This is a genomic window from Asticcacaulis sp. (assembly GCF_035497195.1).
Taxonomy (GTDB): domain Bacteria; phylum Pseudomonadota; class Alphaproteobacteria; order Caulobacterales; family Caulobacteraceae; genus Asticcacaulis.
The window spans coordinates 22,738-38,553 of the sequence record NZ_DATJDZ010000023.1; the positions used below are offsets into that span (position 1 = coordinate 22,738).

General features: G+C 58.1%; 15 protein-coding genes and 2 tRNA genes. 4 read left to right on the forward strand and 13 right to left on the reverse strand.

All coding sequences use genetic code 11. The features are described 5' to 3' along the window. Positions 1-14: 14 nt before the first annotated feature. The 13 genes from nuoK to ndhC form a co-directional block, all read right to left on the reverse strand. Positions 15-323, reverse strand: a complete 309-nt coding sequence (nuoK, locus tag VL130_RS14625) for an NADH-quinone oxidoreductase subunit NuoK (RefSeq protein ID WP_325363800.1) — start codon at positions 321-323, stop codon at positions 15-17. Further along, positions 320-934, reverse strand: coding sequence for an NADH-quinone oxidoreductase subunit J (locus VL130_RS14630; RefSeq protein WP_325363802.1), 615 nt, complete (start codon positions 932-934; stop codon positions 320-322). Before VL130_RS14630 ends, nuoK begins: the two co-directional genes overlap by 4 nt. A gap of 15 nt (positions 935-949) precedes the next feature. Next, positions 950-1,441: an NADH-quinone oxidoreductase subunit NuoI gene (nuoI, locus tag VL130_RS14635; protein WP_325363804.1), complete on the reverse strand. Its 492-nt coding sequence runs from the start codon at positions 1,439-1,441 to the stop codon at positions 950-952. Then, positions 1,438-2,493, reverse strand: a complete 1,056-nt coding sequence (nuoH, locus tag VL130_RS14640; RefSeq protein ID WP_325363806.1) for an NADH-quinone oxidoreductase subunit NuoH — start codon at positions 2,491-2,493, stop codon at positions 1,438-1,440. Before nuoH ends, nuoI begins: the two co-directional genes overlap by 4 nt. A gap of 13 nt (positions 2,494-2,506) precedes the next feature. Continuing rightward, the gene (nuoG, locus tag VL130_RS14645; RefSeq protein WP_325363808.1) at positions 2,507-4,567 is read right to left on the reverse strand and encodes an NADH-quinone oxidoreductase subunit NuoG; all 2,061 of its coding nucleotides are present in this window, start codon (positions 4,565-4,567) and stop codon (positions 2,507-2,509) included. 60 nt (positions 4,568-4,627) lie between these two features. After that, entirely contained in the window at positions 4,628-5,062 is a 435-nt protein-coding gene (locus tag VL130_RS14650; protein WP_325363810.1) for a TM2 domain-containing protein, read from the reverse strand. Between the two features lie 6 nt (positions 5,063-5,068). Continuing rightward, a complete protein-coding gene (nuoF, locus tag VL130_RS14655; protein WP_325363812.1) occupies positions 5,069-6,391 on the reverse strand; it encodes an NADH-quinone oxidoreductase subunit NuoF in 1,323 nt (440 codons plus the stop codon). After that, positions 6,391-7,056: an NADH-quinone oxidoreductase subunit NuoE gene (gene nuoE / locus VL130_RS14660; RefSeq protein WP_325363814.1), complete on the reverse strand. Its 666-nt coding sequence runs from the start codon at positions 7,054-7,056 to the stop codon at positions 6,391-6,393. The genes nuoF and nuoE overlap by 1 nt, the downstream gene beginning before the upstream one ends. 118 nt (positions 7,057-7,174) lie before the next feature. Further along, on the reverse strand, positions 7,175-7,519 hold the full coding sequence (locus tag VL130_RS14665) for a hypothetical protein (protein WP_325363816.1): 345 nt from the start codon (positions 7,517-7,519) through the stop codon (positions 7,175-7,177). Then, entirely contained in the window at positions 7,516-8,727 is a 1,212-nt protein-coding gene (locus VL130_RS14670; RefSeq protein WP_325363818.1) for an NADH-quinone oxidoreductase subunit D, read from the reverse strand. Before VL130_RS14670 ends, VL130_RS14665 begins: the two co-directional genes overlap by 4 nt. Before the next feature lie 43 nt (positions 8,728-8,770). Next, positions 8,771-9,373 carry an NADH-quinone oxidoreductase subunit C gene (locus tag VL130_RS14675; protein ID WP_325363820.1) on the reverse strand — a complete coding sequence of 201 codons (603 nt, stop codon included), beginning with the start codon at positions 9,371-9,373 and terminating at the stop codon, positions 8,771-8,773. An 11-nt stretch (positions 9,374-9,384) separates the two neighbouring features. Continuing rightward, positions 9,385-9,945 carry an NADH-quinone oxidoreductase subunit B family protein gene (locus tag VL130_RS14680; RefSeq protein WP_325363822.1) on the reverse strand — a complete coding sequence of 187 codons (561 nt, stop codon included), beginning with the start codon at positions 9,943-9,945 and terminating at the stop codon, positions 9,385-9,387. Next, positions 9,936-10,313: an NADH-quinone oxidoreductase subunit A gene (gene ndhC / locus VL130_RS14685; RefSeq protein WP_325363824.1), complete on the reverse strand. Its 378-nt coding sequence runs from the start codon at positions 10,311-10,313 to the stop codon at positions 9,936-9,938. The genes VL130_RS14680 and ndhC overlap by 10 nt, the downstream gene beginning before the upstream one ends. A gap of 359 nt (positions 10,314-10,672) precedes the next feature. On the opposite strand from ndhC, the gene VL130_RS14690 reads away from it, so the two are divergent. The 4 genes from VL130_RS14690 (at position 10,673) to VL130_RS14705 (ending at position 15,693) form a co-directional block, all read left to right on the forward strand. Beyond that, a tRNA-Asp gene (locus VL130_RS14690) sits at positions 10,673-10,749 on the forward strand. Positions 10,750-10,973: 224 nt separating this feature from the next. Next, positions 10,974-11,050: transfer RNA gene (locus VL130_RS14695), tRNA-Asp, on the forward strand. 339 nt (positions 11,051-11,389) lie between these two features. Beyond that, positions 11,390-14,686 carry an autotransporter outer membrane beta-barrel domain-containing protein gene (locus VL130_RS14700; protein WP_325363826.1) on the forward strand — a complete coding sequence of 1,099 codons (3,297 nt, stop codon included), beginning with the start codon at positions 11,390-11,392 and terminating at the stop codon, positions 14,684-14,686. Between the two features lie 116 nt (positions 14,687-14,802). Then, entirely contained in the window at positions 14,803-15,693 is an 891-nt protein-coding gene (locus tag VL130_RS14705) for an SAM-dependent methyltransferase (protein ID WP_325363828.1), read from the forward strand. Positions 15,694-15,816: the final 123 nt, after the last annotated feature.

Sequence of the window (15,816 nt, forward strand, 5' to 3'; positions counted from 1 at the left end):
AAGCATGATGCTGCTTATCCTTTCATCATGCTGGCGTCATCGACGGCGATATCGCCGCGATTACGGAAGAAGGTCACGAGGATGGCGAGGCCGACGGCGGCTTCAGCCGCGGCGACGGTCAGGACGAACATGGCCATGATCTGCCCCTGCACATCGTGCAGATAGGCTGAGAAGGCCACGAAGTTGATGTTGGTCGAAAGCAGGATCAGTTCGAGCGACATCAGGATGATGATGATGTTACGGCGGTTCAGGAAGATACCGAGCACACCGATGGTGAACAGGATAGCCGAAACCGTGAGGTAGTGGACGAGATCTATAGTCATTCCGAAATACCTTCTCCGGTTTTGACAGGCACGATTTCGACCGCATCCTTGCGGCGGCGCGTGACCTGTTTGTAAATATCCTGGCGCTTGACGTTCGGGCGGGTGCGCAGGGTCAGCACGATGGCGCCCACCATAGCGACCAGCAGCACAAAGCCGGCGGCCTCGAACAGATAGATGTAGGTCGAATAGAGCGCGTGGCCGATCATCTTGATGTTCGGCTCTGCGGCCGTGGCCACCAGGGGCTGGCTGCCGGCGGCGGCGCCCTTTTGCGCGATAGCGATGCTGACCATGACCAGTTCGACCACCAGCACGAGGCCTATCACGAGACCGACCGGCAGGTAGTTGGCGAAACCCTGACGCAGCTTGATGAAATCGACATCCAGCATCATAACGACGAACAGGAACAACACCGCCACGGCGCCGACATAGACGACGACCAGCAGCATGGCGAGGAATTCCGCGCCGAGCAGGATGAATAGCCCCGCCGACGAGAAGAAGGCCAGGATGAGGTACAGCACGCTGTGTACCGGGTTCTTGGCGGTGATGACCATCAGGCCGGAAGCCAGGGTCACAAGGGCCAGAAGATAAAAGGCGATAGCGATTACAGTCATATCTGTCAGTGCCTCTTAACGGTACGGGGCGTCGAGTTCGAGCGCTTTGGCGATTTCGCGTTCCCAGCGGTCGCCATTGGCCAGAAGCCGTTGCTTGTCGTACAAAAGTTCTTCGCGGGTATCGGTCGAGAATTCAAAATTCGGCCCTTCGACGATGGCGTCGACCGGACAGGCTTCCTGGCACAGGCCGCAATAGATGCACTTCACCATGTCAATGTCGTAGCGCGTGGTGCGGCGGCTGCCATCGGCGCGCGGTTCGGCCTCGATGGTGATGGCCTGCGCCGGGCAGATGGCTTCGCACAGCTTGCAGGCGATGCAGCGTTCTTCGCCGTTTTCATAGCGGCGCAGGGCATGTTCGCCACGGAAACGCGGGCTGAGCGGTCCCTTTTCAAACGGGTAGTTGATCGTTGCCTTGTGCTTGAACATATATTTGAAAGCAAGACCGGTCGCGGCCCAGAAATCGAGCAACAGCGCGCCCTTGATCCCCTGATAAATACGCGAAATCATAGGGCGCCTCCATAAACACGGTAACCCGCAACAACAACAACGGCGACCAGCGAGATTGGCAGGAAGACCTTCCAGCCCAGACGCATCAACTGGTCGTAGCGATAGCGCGGCACGATGGCCTTGGCGATGGCGAACATGACGAACCAGAAGACGACCTTGACGATGAAGGTCAGCAAGCTGATCAGGATGTAAGGCAGGCTGTCATGCGCCAGCGGCAGCGGCACCGGAAATTCCCAGCCGCCGAAGAACAGGATGGTGATCATGGCGCACATCAGAACGATGTTGGCATATTCACCGATCATGAACAGCAGGTACGGCGTCGACGAATATTCGACCTGATAGCCAGCGACCAGTTCCGATTCCGCGTCCGGCAGATCGAACGGCGGGCGGTTGGTTTCAGCCAGCGCCGAGATATAGAACATGACCATCATCGGGATCATGACGACCAGCAGGATGGGATGGCCGCCGCCGAAGACGTTCCAGTTCCAGATGCCGCCGCCCTGATGGGTGACGATATCGGACAGGTTCATCGAGCCGCTGAGCAGAATGACAGTAATGATGATGAAGCCGATCGAGACTTCATAAGAAACCATCTGGGCCGCCGACCGCAAACCGCCGAGGAAGGGGTATTTCGAGTTCGACGCCCAGCCGCCCATGATGATGCCGTAGACGCCGAGCGACGAAATGGCCAGCAGATACAGGATGCCGACATTGATATCCATGACCACCCAGCCCGGCGCGAACGGGATGACCGCCCAGGCCAGGAAGGCGATGATGAAGGTCAGGAGCGGCGCCAGCAGGAAGATCGCCTTGTCGGCGCCGGCCGGAATGATGACTTCCTTGAACAGGAACTTAAAGAAGTCGGCGAAGGACTGCATCAGGCCGAACGGCCCGACGACATTGGGACCTTTGCGCATCTGCACGCCCGCCCACACCTTGCGGTCGCCCCACAGCAGGAAGGCCAGCGACACCATGACCCCCATGATGACCGCCAGGGTTTCCCCGACCGTGATGATCGTCCAGCCCCAGCCCGATGCCCAGAAATTATTCATCGTTATTATGTCCTTACTCAGCCGCCACACTCAGAGGCGCCTTGCGGGCCGCCGAGCATTCCGCCATGGCCACGGAGGCGCGGGCGATGGGGTTGGTCAGATAAAAATCAGTAATGTGCGAAACGAAGGGGCGATCGCTGATCTCGCCCTTGGCGCCGATCGCTTTCACATCGAAAGTTTTCAAAGCCGGCTTTACATCAATACGGCCAAAGACCGGATGATCGGTGATCAGCTTTTCACGCAAGGCGTTCAGATTGTCATACGGCAGGGTGTGCCCTAGATAGCCGGAAAGCGCGCGGATAATGGCCCAGTCTTCCTTGGCCTCGCCCTTCGGGAACACGCAGCGTTCGGCGATCTGGATACGGCCTTCGAGATTGGTGTAGATGCCCGACTTCTCGGTATAGGCGGCGCCCGGCAGGATAACATCGGCGGCCCCTGCCCCGACATCGCCGTGCGAGCCGATATAGACCACGAAGGTCTTGTCGAGATTGCGCGTGTCGATTTCGTCGGCGCCCAGCAGGACCAGCAGATCGACCCCGCCCTTCAGCATGGCGGCCGCATCCTGGGCTTCCCCCACCGGCACGAAGCCAAGATCGAGACCGGCGACGCGCGAGGCGGCGGTGTGGACGATATTGAAGCCGTTCCAGCCGTCCTTGACCACATTATAGTCATCAGCGATGAGCGCGATTTCCTTGAGGATAGCCGCGCCATCCGCCCCGGAAATGACATTGGTGCCGACCAGGATAGCGGGCTTCTGCGCATTTTTAAGCACATCGCGGAAGGCGTGCTTCTTGAGGTCTTTCAGCGCCTTCGGACCGGCGCCGATATGGGCGTAGTCATAGGTCAGGTCGGTCGGCTGGCCGATCACGGCCACCTGCACCTTGCCCTTGAGCCAGGACTTGCGGATACGGGTATTGATCAGGCTGGCCTCGGCGCGCAGGTCGGTGCCGATCAGCAGGATGGCGTCAGCCTCTTCCAGACCGGCGATGCCGGTGTTGAACAGCCACGATTCACGCGGCGTCGCCTGGGTGACGGGGCCGATTTTGGCGCCTTCCTGGCGGCAGTCGAGATTGGTGACGCCCAGGCCGTAGAAAAGGTCTTTCGTCGCCTTCATAGCTTCGGCGTCGATCAGATCACCGGCAATGACCCCGATCTTCGAGGCGTCGGTCGCTTTTATCTTGCCAGCGACCGCAGACAGCGCCTCTTCCCACGACACCGCGACCAGCTTGCCGCCCTTGCGGACATAAGGCTTATCGAGACGCTGGCGCGACAGACCATCAACCGCATAGCGGCTCTTGTCGGTCAGCCACTCTTCGTTGATCTCTTCCTTGAGACGCGGCAGGGCGCGCAAAACGGCCGGGCCGCGGTTATCAATGCGGATATGCGCGCCCAGGGCGTCATGCACGTCGATCGTTTCGGTCTTGGTCAGTTCCCACGGACGGTAGTTGAACGACCACGGCTTGTGGGTCAAAGCGCCGACCGGGCACAGGTCGTTGACATTGCCGGACAGTTCCGACGACACCGACTGTTCGAGATAGGAGGTGATCTCAGCGTTTTCGCCGCGTGAAATCATGCCCATTTCGGTGACGCCGGCCACTTCCGTGGTGAAGCGGACGCAGCGCGTACACTGAATGCAGCGGGTCATGAAGGTCTTGATCGTTGGGCCTAAGTTCTTTTCCTCAACGGCGCGCTTATTCTCGTCGTAACGCGAAGCCCCCTTGCCGTAGGCCACCGACTGGTCTTGCAGGTCGCATTCGCCGCCCTGATCGCAGATCGGGCAATCGAGCGGGTGATTGATCAGCAGGAATTCCATAACGCCTTCGCGGGCCTTCTTGACCATCGGCGTGTTGGTGAAGATTTCCTGGCCTTCGGCAGCCGGCAGGGCGCAACTGGCCTGCGGCTTCGGCGGTCCCGGCTTGACCTCGACGAGGCACATGCGGCAGTTGCCGGCGATCGACAGGCGCTCGTGATAGCAGAAACGGGGGATCTCCTCGCCCGCCAGTTCCGCCACCTGAAGCACGGTCATGCCGGGGTCGAACTCGACCTCCACACCATTGACTTTTGCCTTAGCCATGCTCTGTCATACCCTTAACAATTGCAAATAAATTACGGAATTTCATCAGGTTCTTTTGCTTTAGAACCATGACTTATTCCCCGCAACATAGTCTTCGTAAAAACTCTGGTCGGATTTGACCAGGTAGATGATCGTCTCGATAAAGGCGACGAAGCACATGATCAGGCCGGGAATAACCAGCAACCAACCGATCGTGCCGCAGACCAGCATCACAATGCCGGCCGTCGTCTTGCCGAGATAGAATTTGTGAACGCCCCACAGGCCGAAGAAGAAGGCCAGCAAGGCGGCGACATACTTGTTCCGCTCGCCCAAGGCCGTGGCGATGACATAGATGCTCACCGCACTGTCGCCGGACGCCTCGAAATCGATGGTCGAACCGGCCGGGACATAGACGGTATCGCCCATCAGATCGCTGACGCTGAATGTATAGCGCTTGCCGTCATCGCCGCTGATGAGGCCCGTCGAACCGTTGAATGAGAGTACCTTGCCCCGCATGATCCCCTACTCCGCCGCCATCGTATGACCGGCAAAATTGCTCTTGCGCGACCGGTAAAGCGCGATGCGTTCCTCGATTTCCGGACGGAAGTGACGGATCAGGCCCTGAATCGGCCAGGCCGCCGCGTCACCGAGGGCGCAGATGGTATGGCCCTCGATCTGGGTGGTCACTTCAAGCAGGGTATCGATTTCCGACGGATCGGCATCGCCCTTCACCATGCGTTCCATGACGCGCCACATCCAGCCGGTGCCTTCACGGCACGGCGTACACTGGCCGCAAGATTCATGCTTGTAGAAGTAGCTCAGGCGGGCGATGGCGCGGATCAGGTCGGTCGACTTGTCCATGACGATAACCGCCGCCGTGCCCAGGCCCGACTTGAGGTTACGAAGCGAGTCAAAATCCATCGGCAGGTCTTCGCACTGTTCGGCCGTGATCATCGGCACCGATGATCCGCCGGGAATGACCGCCTTGAGATTATCCCAGCCGCCGCGAATACCGCCGCAGTGATCCTCGATCAGCTTGCGGAATGGGATCGACATGGCTTCTTCGACATTGCACGGGCGCTCGACATGGCCGGAAATGCAGAACAGCTTGGTGCCGGCATTGTTCGGCGCACCAAACGAGGTGAACCACTCGGCGCCGCGACGCAGGATGGTGCCGACAGCGGCGATAGATTCGACGTTGTTCACGGTCGTCGGGCAACCGTAGAGCCCCGAACCGGCCGGGAACGGCGGCTTCAGGCGCGGCTGGCCTTTCTTGCCTTCCAGCGATTCCAGCAGGGCGGTTTCTTCGCCGCAGATATAGGCGCCGGCGCCATGATGGATATAGACGTCGAAGTCCCAGCCGTGGACGTTGTTCTTGCCGATCAGCTTCGCCTCATAGGCCTGCTTGACGGCGGCTTCCATGCGCTCGCGTTCCAGCACATATTCGCCGCGCAGATAGATGTAGCAGGCATTGGCCTGCATGGCGAAAGAGGCGATCAGGCAGCCTTCGATCAGCAATTGCGGATCGTGACGCATGATCTCGCGATCCTTGCAGGTGCCGGGTTCGGATTCATCGGCATTGACCACGAGGTAATGCGGGCGATCCTTGACTTCCTTAGGCATGAAGGACCACTTCAGGCCGGTATTGAACCCTGCCCCGCCACGGCCACGCATACCGGAATTCTTCATATTGGTGATGATCCAGTCGCGTCCGCACGATAGGATATCCTTGGTCGAATTCCATGCGCCGCGCTTCTTCGCGCCGTCAAGGCCCCAATCCTGGAGACCATAGAGGTTGGTGAAGATGCGATCTTTGTCTTCGAGAATGCCCAGTGTCTTGGCCATTACGCTTTTACCTCAGGAGCGGGGAAGTTCGGAATCTTGACCTTCTTGGCGGCCGAGCCGTCATAGAGTTTCGGATCGGTCAGCGAGGTCACGCCACCGAGTGGTTCGGAGGTGAAACGGCCATTATACGGACCTGGCTTCGGTTGTTTGCCGGCGGCGAAGTCATCGATGATCTGGGCCAGGTTTTCCGGCGTCAGGTCTTCGTAATAATAGTCGTTGATCTGCGCCATCGGCGCGTTGGTGCAGGCGCCCAGGCATTCGACTTCCTGCCAGGTGAACTTGCCGTCGGCAGACAGCTTGTCCTTGGCGCCGATCTTGTCCTTGCATACCTTCATCAGGGCGTCGGACCCGCGCAACATGCAGGGCGTGGTGCCGCACACCTGGATCAGCGCCGCCGATCCGACCGGCTCCAGCATGAACATGGTGTAGAAGGTGGCGCACTCAAACACGCGGATCTGCGGCATGGCCAGCAGTTTGGCGATGGCGGTGATAGCGGGTTCGGAGACCCAGCCCTCCTGCTTCTGCACCAGCCACAGAATCGGGATCACCGCGCTCTGGCGGCGGCTTTCAGGATATTTGGCGATCCACCAGTTGGCCTTTTCCAGCGTTTCCGCAGAAAAGGTGAAACTGGCCGGTTGCTCCTTGGCGAGACGACGAACGGACATCAGGCCCCTCTACACATATAAACAGGCAGGGCTTTACACCCGCAGCCCAGGAAAGACAGTTTAAAAATAAAGCGCTTCACAGAAATAGCGGCGCGGGCCTGTGGGACGGCGTTCGGGTTCATTTCTGCATCGCCTCGTAGCGGGCGTTACGCGCGGCGCGTACACGGTTTTGCGCGGCCGCGACGATCGGCAACCGGCGGGCGCCAAGCAGACCGACAACGGCGATACCGAGCAGGACGAAACGCGCGGTTTCGTTTTCCAGCTCAGGTCTGAACTGCACAAGCAGGCTGAAACCGAGCACGCAGATCAGCATGGGGACGACCGGCAGGAACAGATAGAGCAAGGTGTCCATGATGAACCCCCTGGTCCCGCCGACATGGTAAGGCCAGCTTGGGCGCGACAGGAAAAGGCTCAGGGCCATCAGGGCGATCAGAAGGCCTGCAGCGATCAGAACACCGGTCATCGGTCGATCTCCCCGAACACGATATCGAGCGAACCGAGAATGGCGGACACGTCGGCCAGCAGGTGGCCACGGTTCATCCAGTCCATCGCCTGCAGGTGCGGGAAGCCCGGCGCGCGGATCTTGCAGCGATAAGGTTTGTTGGTGCCGTCCGAAACCAGGTATACGCCGAATTCGCCCTTGGGCGCTTCAACGCAGGCATAGACCTCGCCTTCGGGCGTCTTGAAGCCTTCGGTATAGAGCTTGAAGTGATGGATCAGGGCTTCCATCGAGTTCTTCATTTCAGCGCGGCGCGGCGGCGCCACCTTATGGTCGGTCGAGAGCACCGGCCCCGGCGTTACCTTAAGCTTGTCAATACATTGCAGCATGATCTTGACAGACTGGCGCATCTCTTCGACGCGGCAGAGATAACGATCCCAGCAGTCGCCGTTCTTGCCGAGCGGGATATCGAATTCCAGTTCTTCGTAGCATTCGTAGGGTTGCGACTTGCGCAGATCCCAGGCCACGCCGGAACCACGCAACATGACGCCGGTGAAGCCCCAGTCGAACGCCTGCTCTTTCGTGACCACGCCTATATCGACATTGCGTTGCTTGAAGATTCGGTTTTCGGTGATCAGGGTTTCGATATCCGCCAGAGCCGGCAGGTATTCCTTGCACCACAGGGCAATGTCTTCGATCAGTTCGGGCGGCAGGTCCTGATGGACGCCGCCGGGACGGAAATAGTTGGCGTGCAGGCGGGCGCCACAGGCACGCTCATAAAACACCATCAGCTTTTCACGATGCTCAAAGCCCCAGATCGGCGGCGTCAGGGCGCCGACGTCCATCGCCTGGGTTGTCGTGTTCATGATGTGCGACAGGACACGGCCGATTTCGCAGAACAGGACGCGAATCAACTGGCCGCGCCTGGGCACTTCAAGCCCCAGCAGTTTTTCGATCGCCAGACAGAAGGCGTGTTCCTGGTTCATCGGCGCCACGTAATCGAGGCGGTCGAAATAGGGTATGTTTTGCAGATAGGTGCGCGATTCCATCAGCTTTTCGGTGCCGCGGTGCAGCAGACCGATATGCGGATCGACGCGTTCGACCATTTCACCGTCAAGATCGAGCACAAGGCGCAGCACACCGTGCGCCGCGGGATGCTGCGGGCCGAAATTGATCGTGAACTTGCGATCATCGTCGCCCTTGTTCACGAAAGGCTCTACACCGTCTGCCATAGAATCAAACCCTTATCCGTAACTCTTCAACCCAGGCCAAAGCCTAGACCTTCGCCTTCTCGTCACCCGGCAGCACATATTGTGCGCCTTCCCATGGCGACAGGAAGTCAAACTTGCGATATTCCTGAGTGAGCTTAACCGGCTCATAGATCACGCGTTTCTGTTCTTCGTCATAACGCACCTCGACATGGCCCGTCATCGGGAAGTCCTTGCGCAGCGGATGGCCCTGGAAGCCGTAGTCCGTCAGCAGCCGGCGCAGGTCCGGGTGATTCGAGAACAACATGCCGTACATGTCGAAGGCCTCGCGCTCGTACCAGTCGGCGTTCGGATAGACCGAACGAATCGACGGCACCGGCAAAACCTCATCCGTCTGCACCTTGACGCGCAGGCGAATGTTCTGCGTCAGCGACAGCAGGTGATAAACCACGTCGAAACGCTGTGGCCGCTTGGGATAATCAACACCGCAGATATCGATCAACTGATGAAAACGGTAAGGCGCCTGCTTCAGCTTCGCCATGATCTCGACGATACGCTCGCGATTGACCGTCAGGGTCAGCTCACCGAAAGCGATAACCGATTCGATAATCGCTTCCTTGAAGTCGGCCTGGGCTGTTTCGGCGAGCGTTTGTAATTTTTCCAGTGACATGATGTGCCCCCTTAGCGACGGATGCTGCCGGTACGGCGAATCTTCTTCTGCAGTTGCAGAAGGCCGTACAGGAGCGCCTCGGCGGAAGGCGGACAACCGGGGACATAGACATCCACCGGCACGATACGGTCGCAGCCACGAACGACGCTGTAGCTATAGTGATAATAGCCGCCGCCATTGGCGCAGCTACCCATCGAAAGCACATAGCGCGGATCGGGCATCTGGTCATAGACCTTGCGCAGCGCCGGGGCCATCTTGTTGGTCAGGGTGCCGGCGACAATCATCAAGTCGGATTGACGTGGTGAGGCGCGCGGGGCCATGCCGAAGCGCTCCATGTCATAACGCGGCATCGAGGCCTGCATCATTTCGACGGCGCAACAGGCCAGACCAAAGGTCATCCACATCAGAGAACCGGTGCGCGCCCAGGTGATAACATCGTCAGCCGAGGCGACGAGAAAGCCCTTTTCGTCAAGTTCGGCAGAGACCTGCTCGAAGAACTTGTCGTGAACGGCGGGATCATAGCCTTCAACCGAAGACCGGCCAGCAGATCCGGCAGGAATGATTACTCCCATTCCAGGGCTCCTTTTTTCCACACATATATATAGCCCAGGCCGAGTTCGACCAGGAAGGTCACCATCGACCAGAAAGCGACATGCATGCCGCCATTGGGCATGTCGAACAGCGACACGGCCCACGGGAACAGGAACGAGGCTTCGAGGTCGAAGATGATGAAGAGAATTGAGACGAGATAGAAGCGCACGTCGAATTTCTGGCGAGCCGAATCAAAGGCGTTGAAGCCGCACTCATAGGCCGACAGTTTTTCGGTGTCCGGCGCTTTAGGGGCAATAACCAGCGCGCCGATCATAAAGCCGAGGCCGAGAACGGCCGCTATGCCTATAAAGATAATGACGGGGAGATATTGCAGTAGAAATGCGTTCATCAGGTCACCTAACCCCTCACTATAAAACACGGGCCATATATACAGGCGCATCCAGCGGGATTAACGATCGGCGCCGGACTCAGTCAGTAGGCTATTAGACCACTCTGTTCAAAGCTTCAAACCATTGCAGTGCGAAAAAATCACCTTTTGACCACTTTCTTTCACTTTTTCGCCTTCACGCAAGGACAATGAAAGTCACTCGCAATTACCAGCCTTTAGTACCAAAGTTATCCAATGATTTGCTCCACGCGCCTGCCTTTTTTCAGTTTTATATGTTGACACTCCCTCACCCGCCGAACTACTAAGCGCACCTCTCCGGCGGCAAGCGGCAACGCGGATCGCCATAGAGACAAGGGAATGCGGGTGTAGCTCAGTTGGTTAGAGTGTCGGCCTGTCACGCCGAAGGTCGCGGGTTCGAGTCCCGTCACTCGCGCCACCCCTGCTTTGTATTAAGCAACGGGTGGCACCGCATTTTCCCTGTTTCAACGTCTCCTTATATACAATGCCTCCGGATATCTTTCAGGCGGTTTGTCTTCACGCGAACTGCGGCTGATACTTTGCATATTATCTGCGTGTTTTATCTGTTGACACCCCTCCTCCGCCGAACTACTAAGCGCACCTCTCGACGGACAGCGCGTCTGATCTTCGAGACAAGGGAATGCGGGTGTAGCTCAGTTGGTTAGAGTGTCGGCCTGTCACGCCGAAGGTCGCGGGTTCGAGTCCCGTCACTCGCGCCACCCCTGCTTTGTATTAAGCAACGGGTGGCACCGCATTTTCCCTTTTTTCTTCACACATAGCTGAATGGGTAGCCAGGCGCCTTGTCCGCCAATGATTCCTGACGCCTCGGACATAAATAAGCCCTCTTTATTTCCAAATTTATGACGCAACTGAAACGCCTGTTACCAGGCTGTTGGAATTGGTGTGCGCCAAATGGTGTTTGCCACCTTTTCGACGGTACAAATAAAGGTTAAGAGGTGAGCCTTGGTTTCACGAACGGCACATATGAAGGTTCTGCACCCCATAAAGGACCTCACCTCCATCCATCTATATAAAGCATCCCAGGGAAGCTTATCCAAATGCGCAAACACAAACTACTGACCGCCACGGCCCTTAACCTGACTATGGGCCTTGTCGCCCTTGCGGGCGCCAACGGTCAGGCCTTTGCCGCCACCACCATTTCTACCGCCACCACAACGCCGGTCAAGACCTCGGTTACCGGCGACCTGACGGTGGCTACGACTGGTTCGATCGCCGTCACTTCAGGCAGCGCGATAACGGTTGATTCGAATAACTCGGTCACGCTCAATGGCAAGATCGACATGCTCAAGTCGGCCGATGGCGCGACCGGCATCCTGATCGACGGTGGTCATACGGGCAATCTGACGATCAGCGCCAATATCACGGTCACTGACGATTGGACGCAACCGGATACAAATCTCGATGCGGACGGGAAAGCCAAGCCCGACGGCATTCTGGAAGCGCCCTTCTCGGATGGCAAGACGCGCTACGGCATCCATTCGACAGGCACGACGCCCTTTATCGGCAATGTGTCCGTCAACAATGCCAGCGCGATCGCGGTCGATGGCAACAATTCCTACGGCATCCGTTTTGAAAACAAGGTGCAGGGCACCTTCGTCATGGACGGCGCCATTACGATGAATGGTGACAACAATACAGGTGTGTCGCTTGAAAATGGCGCCACCGGTGCGGTTTATCTCAGTGGCAGCATTACCAGCCACGGCAAGGACAGCAGCGCCGTCAAGCTTGCTGGTGATTTCGCTGACAATGTTATTATCGACGGCACCTATACCGGCACGGGCTACGCCACCACCAGCGCCCTGGGCGCCGACGCCTTGAAGATCGTCCTGGCCACGCCCGCCGATCTCTATCAATCCGGCCCCCTGGTCAGCATCGAAGGCAATCTGGCCCACGGCCTGCTGATCGGTTCAACCGTCGTCGCCGACACGAGCGACGCCAACAAGGCCAATGTCGACCAGGATGGAGATGGCAATCCGGACGCCAACCAGCAGACAGCGGCCCTGACCAACTATGGCTCCGCCGCGGCCCTGCGTGTGGGATCTGCCACCGACAACATCACGCTTGGCGGTGTCGTCTTTAATTCATCGGTCTTGCCTGCCAACAAGCCGGCGATCAATTACGGCCTGCTGATCCGCGGCGCGGTCAATGGTTACGGCGTTTATCAGGGCGTCAACAGCACCGGCGTACAGCTTGGCGGCACAGGCCATGCGGTCAATATCGCCAACGGTATCGGCATCGCCGGTACAGTCGCCTCGACGGCTTTCGGCGGTAATGCGACAGCGCTTTCGGTTCAAAGCGGCCTGGATACGCCCCTGCTCGATGTCACCGGCGTGATTCGCGGTACGGCCGCTTCGGCCACGACATTGGCAAGCACCGATGCGGACGGCACCAAGCATTACACAACCGTAGGCAACACGACCGCCGCCGGCGTCGATATTCTTGCCGGCGCCAAACTGCCGAAGATCACTGTCGCCGCTGGCGGAGGGATTTATGCGGCAGCGACCGGTTCGACTGAACATGCCGTCGCCATCCGCGACCTGTCTGGCACCCTGACGACCATCAACAACAATAATATCATCAGCGCCACGATCGCAGCGTCGGATGATAATGTCGATGGTATTGCCGATACGATCGTCAATCGCGGCATTGCCATTGATGTCCGCGCCAATACAAGCGGCGTGACCATCACCCAGACCGACACCGCGCCAACCGACAGCGACGCCGACAAGGCGATCCCCGCCCCCTTTATTCAGGGCGACATTCTGCTTGGTTCCGGTAACGATTCGATCATAGCAAATGGCGGGCTTATTTCCGGCAACGTCGATTTCGGCGCCGGCGCCAACAGCTTCAAGCTGGATGGCAGCGCGGTTTATATCGGCAAGATGAGCGGCGCGGGCACGGTTGCGCTGGATATTACGAAGGGCGGACTTTACCTGACCTCCGGAACAGCCCTCAATCTGAGCAAGCTGCATGTCGGCGCGGAAAGCACCCTGGCGCTGACCCTGGATACCGCAAACCCAACTGTGCCGGTTTTCACCAACAGCGGCACGGCCGTCTTTGATGACGGCGCGTCTGTCAGCCTGTCCCTCAACAAGCTGATCGTGAACCCGACCGTCTTCACGATCATGACGGCCTCGAATATCGATCTGGGGACACTCGATTCGGCTAGCCTCGACGGCAAGATTCCCTATCTTTACCATGCCGACCTGACGACCAATGCCGGCGATACGACTCTTTACGCCAATTTCCGCCTGAAGAATCAGGCGGAAGCGCAATATTCGGATAACCAGTATACCGCGCTCGCGCCTGTTTTATCGGCCATTGGCCAAGACACTGCCGCTACCGGCATCTTAATGTCGCAGTTGACCAAGGAAGGCTTCGACCAGATATATAACCAATATCTGCCGGATTATTCGGGTGAAAACCTGCTGTCCCTGGCCACCGGCGCGGCTTCGCTGAACCGGACCCTGAGCAGCCTCACCATTGTGCCGGACAACGATCAGGGCCAGTGGTGGCTCCAGGAATACGGCTATCAGGTCAAGCGCAAATATGGCGAAACCGCCGGCTTCAAATCGACCGGTTTCAGTTTCGCCGGCGGCCGTGAACGCGAAGTCTACGGCAACCAGATGCTCGGCCTTTACATGGTCTACACCTCCGGCTCGCCGCTCGACACCTTCGCCATCGCCGGCGAAAACATGGTCAACTCCGATGTCACCCTGGGCGGTTACTGGCGTATCCGCACCGGCGGTCTGAAAGCCTGGGCGCACGCCGGCGCCGGCTATACCTCGTTCGAGACCGCCCGCAATATCCTGGCAACTAACACTAGTGGTACCTCAAACGTAAACCATATCTCTAAGGCCAAATGGGGCGGCTATTCCTACAGTGGCGGCGCCGGCGCCTCCTATGAAGTCAAGGCGGGCCGACTCAGCTTTACGCCGCAGGTGCTGACCGACTACTATGCGCTCAGTGAAGAGGCTCACGCTGAAACCGGTGGCGGCGATCAATTCGACCTGTCGATCGGCGAACGTGACAGCCACCTGCTGACGGCCAGCGCCCTGTTCAATGTCAGTTACAACAAGTTCTTCGCCAAGCCGGAAATCTGGCTCGGCTACAAGCAGAACGTCTCGGCGGAAATCGCCGATACGACTGCGAATTTCAAGGGCGCTACGCCGTTTATGCTGAATGGCGGGGATATCGAGGGCGGCGGCCCGGTCGCCGGCTTCCGTATTTCGGCCGACAACCAGTACAGCTATTTCTCGCTGGAAGGCGAATACGAGAAGAAGGATGACTACACCAACTATTCGGTGTCGCTGCGGACGCGTTTCCAGTTCTGATAAGGCGTAATCTGTAAAATAAAAGCCGTCGCAATTTATTTTGCGGCGGCTTTTTCGTGTCGCTTGCTTTTTGGATCGGCATCAGCACATTTACCTGTCTGAACAGGAGATGCCGCATGGCAGAGCAGATCGCGCATGTGTCGGATACCGCCTTCTGGGTGGCCTGGTATCGCTGGCTGGAAACCCAGCGCAAGGACGCCCTCTTCCACGATCCGCTCGCAGGCAAACTGATAGGGGATCGTGGCCGGAAACTGGCGCGTCACATGGGTATCGAACGCGCTATGGCGTGGTCAATGTCGCTGCGGACCTACATCATCGACAGCTACATCCTGGAAGCCATTGCCGGTGGCGTTGACTGCGTGATTAATCTGGGCGCCGGTCTCGACACCCGTCCCTATCGCCTTGATCTGAAGCCGGATTTCCTGTGGATTGAAGTCGATTTTCCCAACATCATCACCTTCAAGAACGAGACGCTCGCGGATGATCAACCGGTTTGCCGGCTTGAGCGCATCCCCTGCGATCTGTCGCAGGATACGGCGCGTAAAGCCCTGCTCGCGGACCTTGATAAGCGCGGTCGCAACATACTGGTGCTGACGGAAGGCGTTATCCCCTACCTGACCAATGAGGCCGTTGCCGCGCTGGCAAAAAATCTGAATGAACAAAACCATATAAGGCATTGGATAACTGATTATTTTTCGCCTTTTTTCCTGGGGCTGGCGGCGCGTGGCGCGATCGTCAAACAATTACAGAAAAACGCGCCGTTTCGTTTCAATCCTGGCGCTGAACCGGACGACTGGCCGCGTTTCTTCGCCGCCTGCGGCTGGCAGATCGATCGTATGCGCTTTGTTGGCGAGGAAGGCCGCAAGCTCGGCCGCGACCTCCCCGCCAACTGGCTGATGCGGATGATGATGCGTTACGCCAAAGAAGAACGTCTTCGCCCCTATCGCCGCATGAATGGCTATGCCCTGCTGAAAAAGGGCCACGAGGCGATACCGATAGAGGTTTAAATGTGCGGCTGGAAACATTAACCTTCACTTAAGGGGATCAGCCTAACCTTCTGCCAGGAGATATCAAACCGGATCGCACCGGCGGATATCACGCTTGATATCAAGAGCCAGTTGAAGACGCTT

Excerpts from the sequence above, each read along its gene's own strand:
- nuoK (WP_325363800.1), bottom strand. The coding sequence starts at position 323 with ATGACTATAGATCTCGTCCACTACCTCACGGTTTCGGCTATCCTGTTC.
- VL130_RS14630 (WP_325363802.1), bottom strand. The coding sequence starts at position 934 with ATGACTGTAATCGCTATCGCCTTTTATCTTCTGGCCCTTGTGACCCTG.
- nuoI (WP_325363804.1), bottom strand. The coding sequence starts at position 1,441 with ATGATTTCGCGTATTTATCAGGGGATCAAGGGCGCGCTGTTGCTCGAT.
- nuoH (WP_325363806.1), bottom strand. The coding sequence starts at position 2,493 with ATGAATAATTTCTGGGCATCGGGCTGGGGCTGGACGATCATCACGGTC.
- nuoG (WP_325363808.1), bottom strand. The coding sequence starts at position 4,567 with ATGGCTAAGGCAAAAGTCAATGGTGTGGAGGTCGAGTTCGACCCCGGC.
- VL130_RS14650 (WP_325363810.1), bottom strand. The coding sequence starts at position 5,062 with ATGCGGGGCAAGGTACTCTCATTCAACGGTTCGACGGGCCTCATCAGC.
- nuoF (WP_325363812.1), bottom strand. The coding sequence starts at position 6,391 with ATGGCCAAGACACTGGGCATTCTCGAAGACAAAGATCGCATCTTCACC.
- nuoE (WP_325363814.1), bottom strand. The coding sequence starts at position 7,056 with ATGTCCGTTCGTCGTCTCGCCAAGGAGCAACCGGCCAGTTTCACCTTT.
- VL130_RS14665 (WP_325363816.1), bottom strand. The coding sequence starts at position 7,519 with ATGACCGGTGTTCTGATCGCTGCAGGCCTTCTGATCGCCCTGATGGCC.
- VL130_RS14670 (WP_325363818.1), bottom strand. The coding sequence starts at position 8,727 with ATGGCAGACGGTGTAGAGCCTTTCGTGAACAAGGGCGACGATGATCGC.
- VL130_RS14675 (WP_325363820.1), bottom strand. The coding sequence starts at position 9,373 with ATGTCACTGGAAAAATTACAAACGCTCGCCGAAACAGCCCAGGCCGAC.
- VL130_RS14680 (WP_325363822.1), bottom strand. The coding sequence starts at position 9,945 with ATGGGAGTAATCATTCCTGCCGGATCTGCTGGCCGGTCTTCGGTTGAA.
- ndhC (WP_325363824.1), bottom strand. The coding sequence starts at position 10,313 with ATGAACGCATTTCTACTGCAATATCTCCCCGTCATTATCTTTATAGGC.
- VL130_RS14700 (WP_325363826.1), top strand. The coding sequence starts at position 11,390 with ATGCGCAAACACAAACTACTGACCGCCACGGCCCTTAACCTGACTATG.
- VL130_RS14705 (WP_325363828.1), top strand. The coding sequence starts at position 14,803 with ATGGCAGAGCAGATCGCGCATGTGTCGGATACCGCCTTCTGGGTGGCC.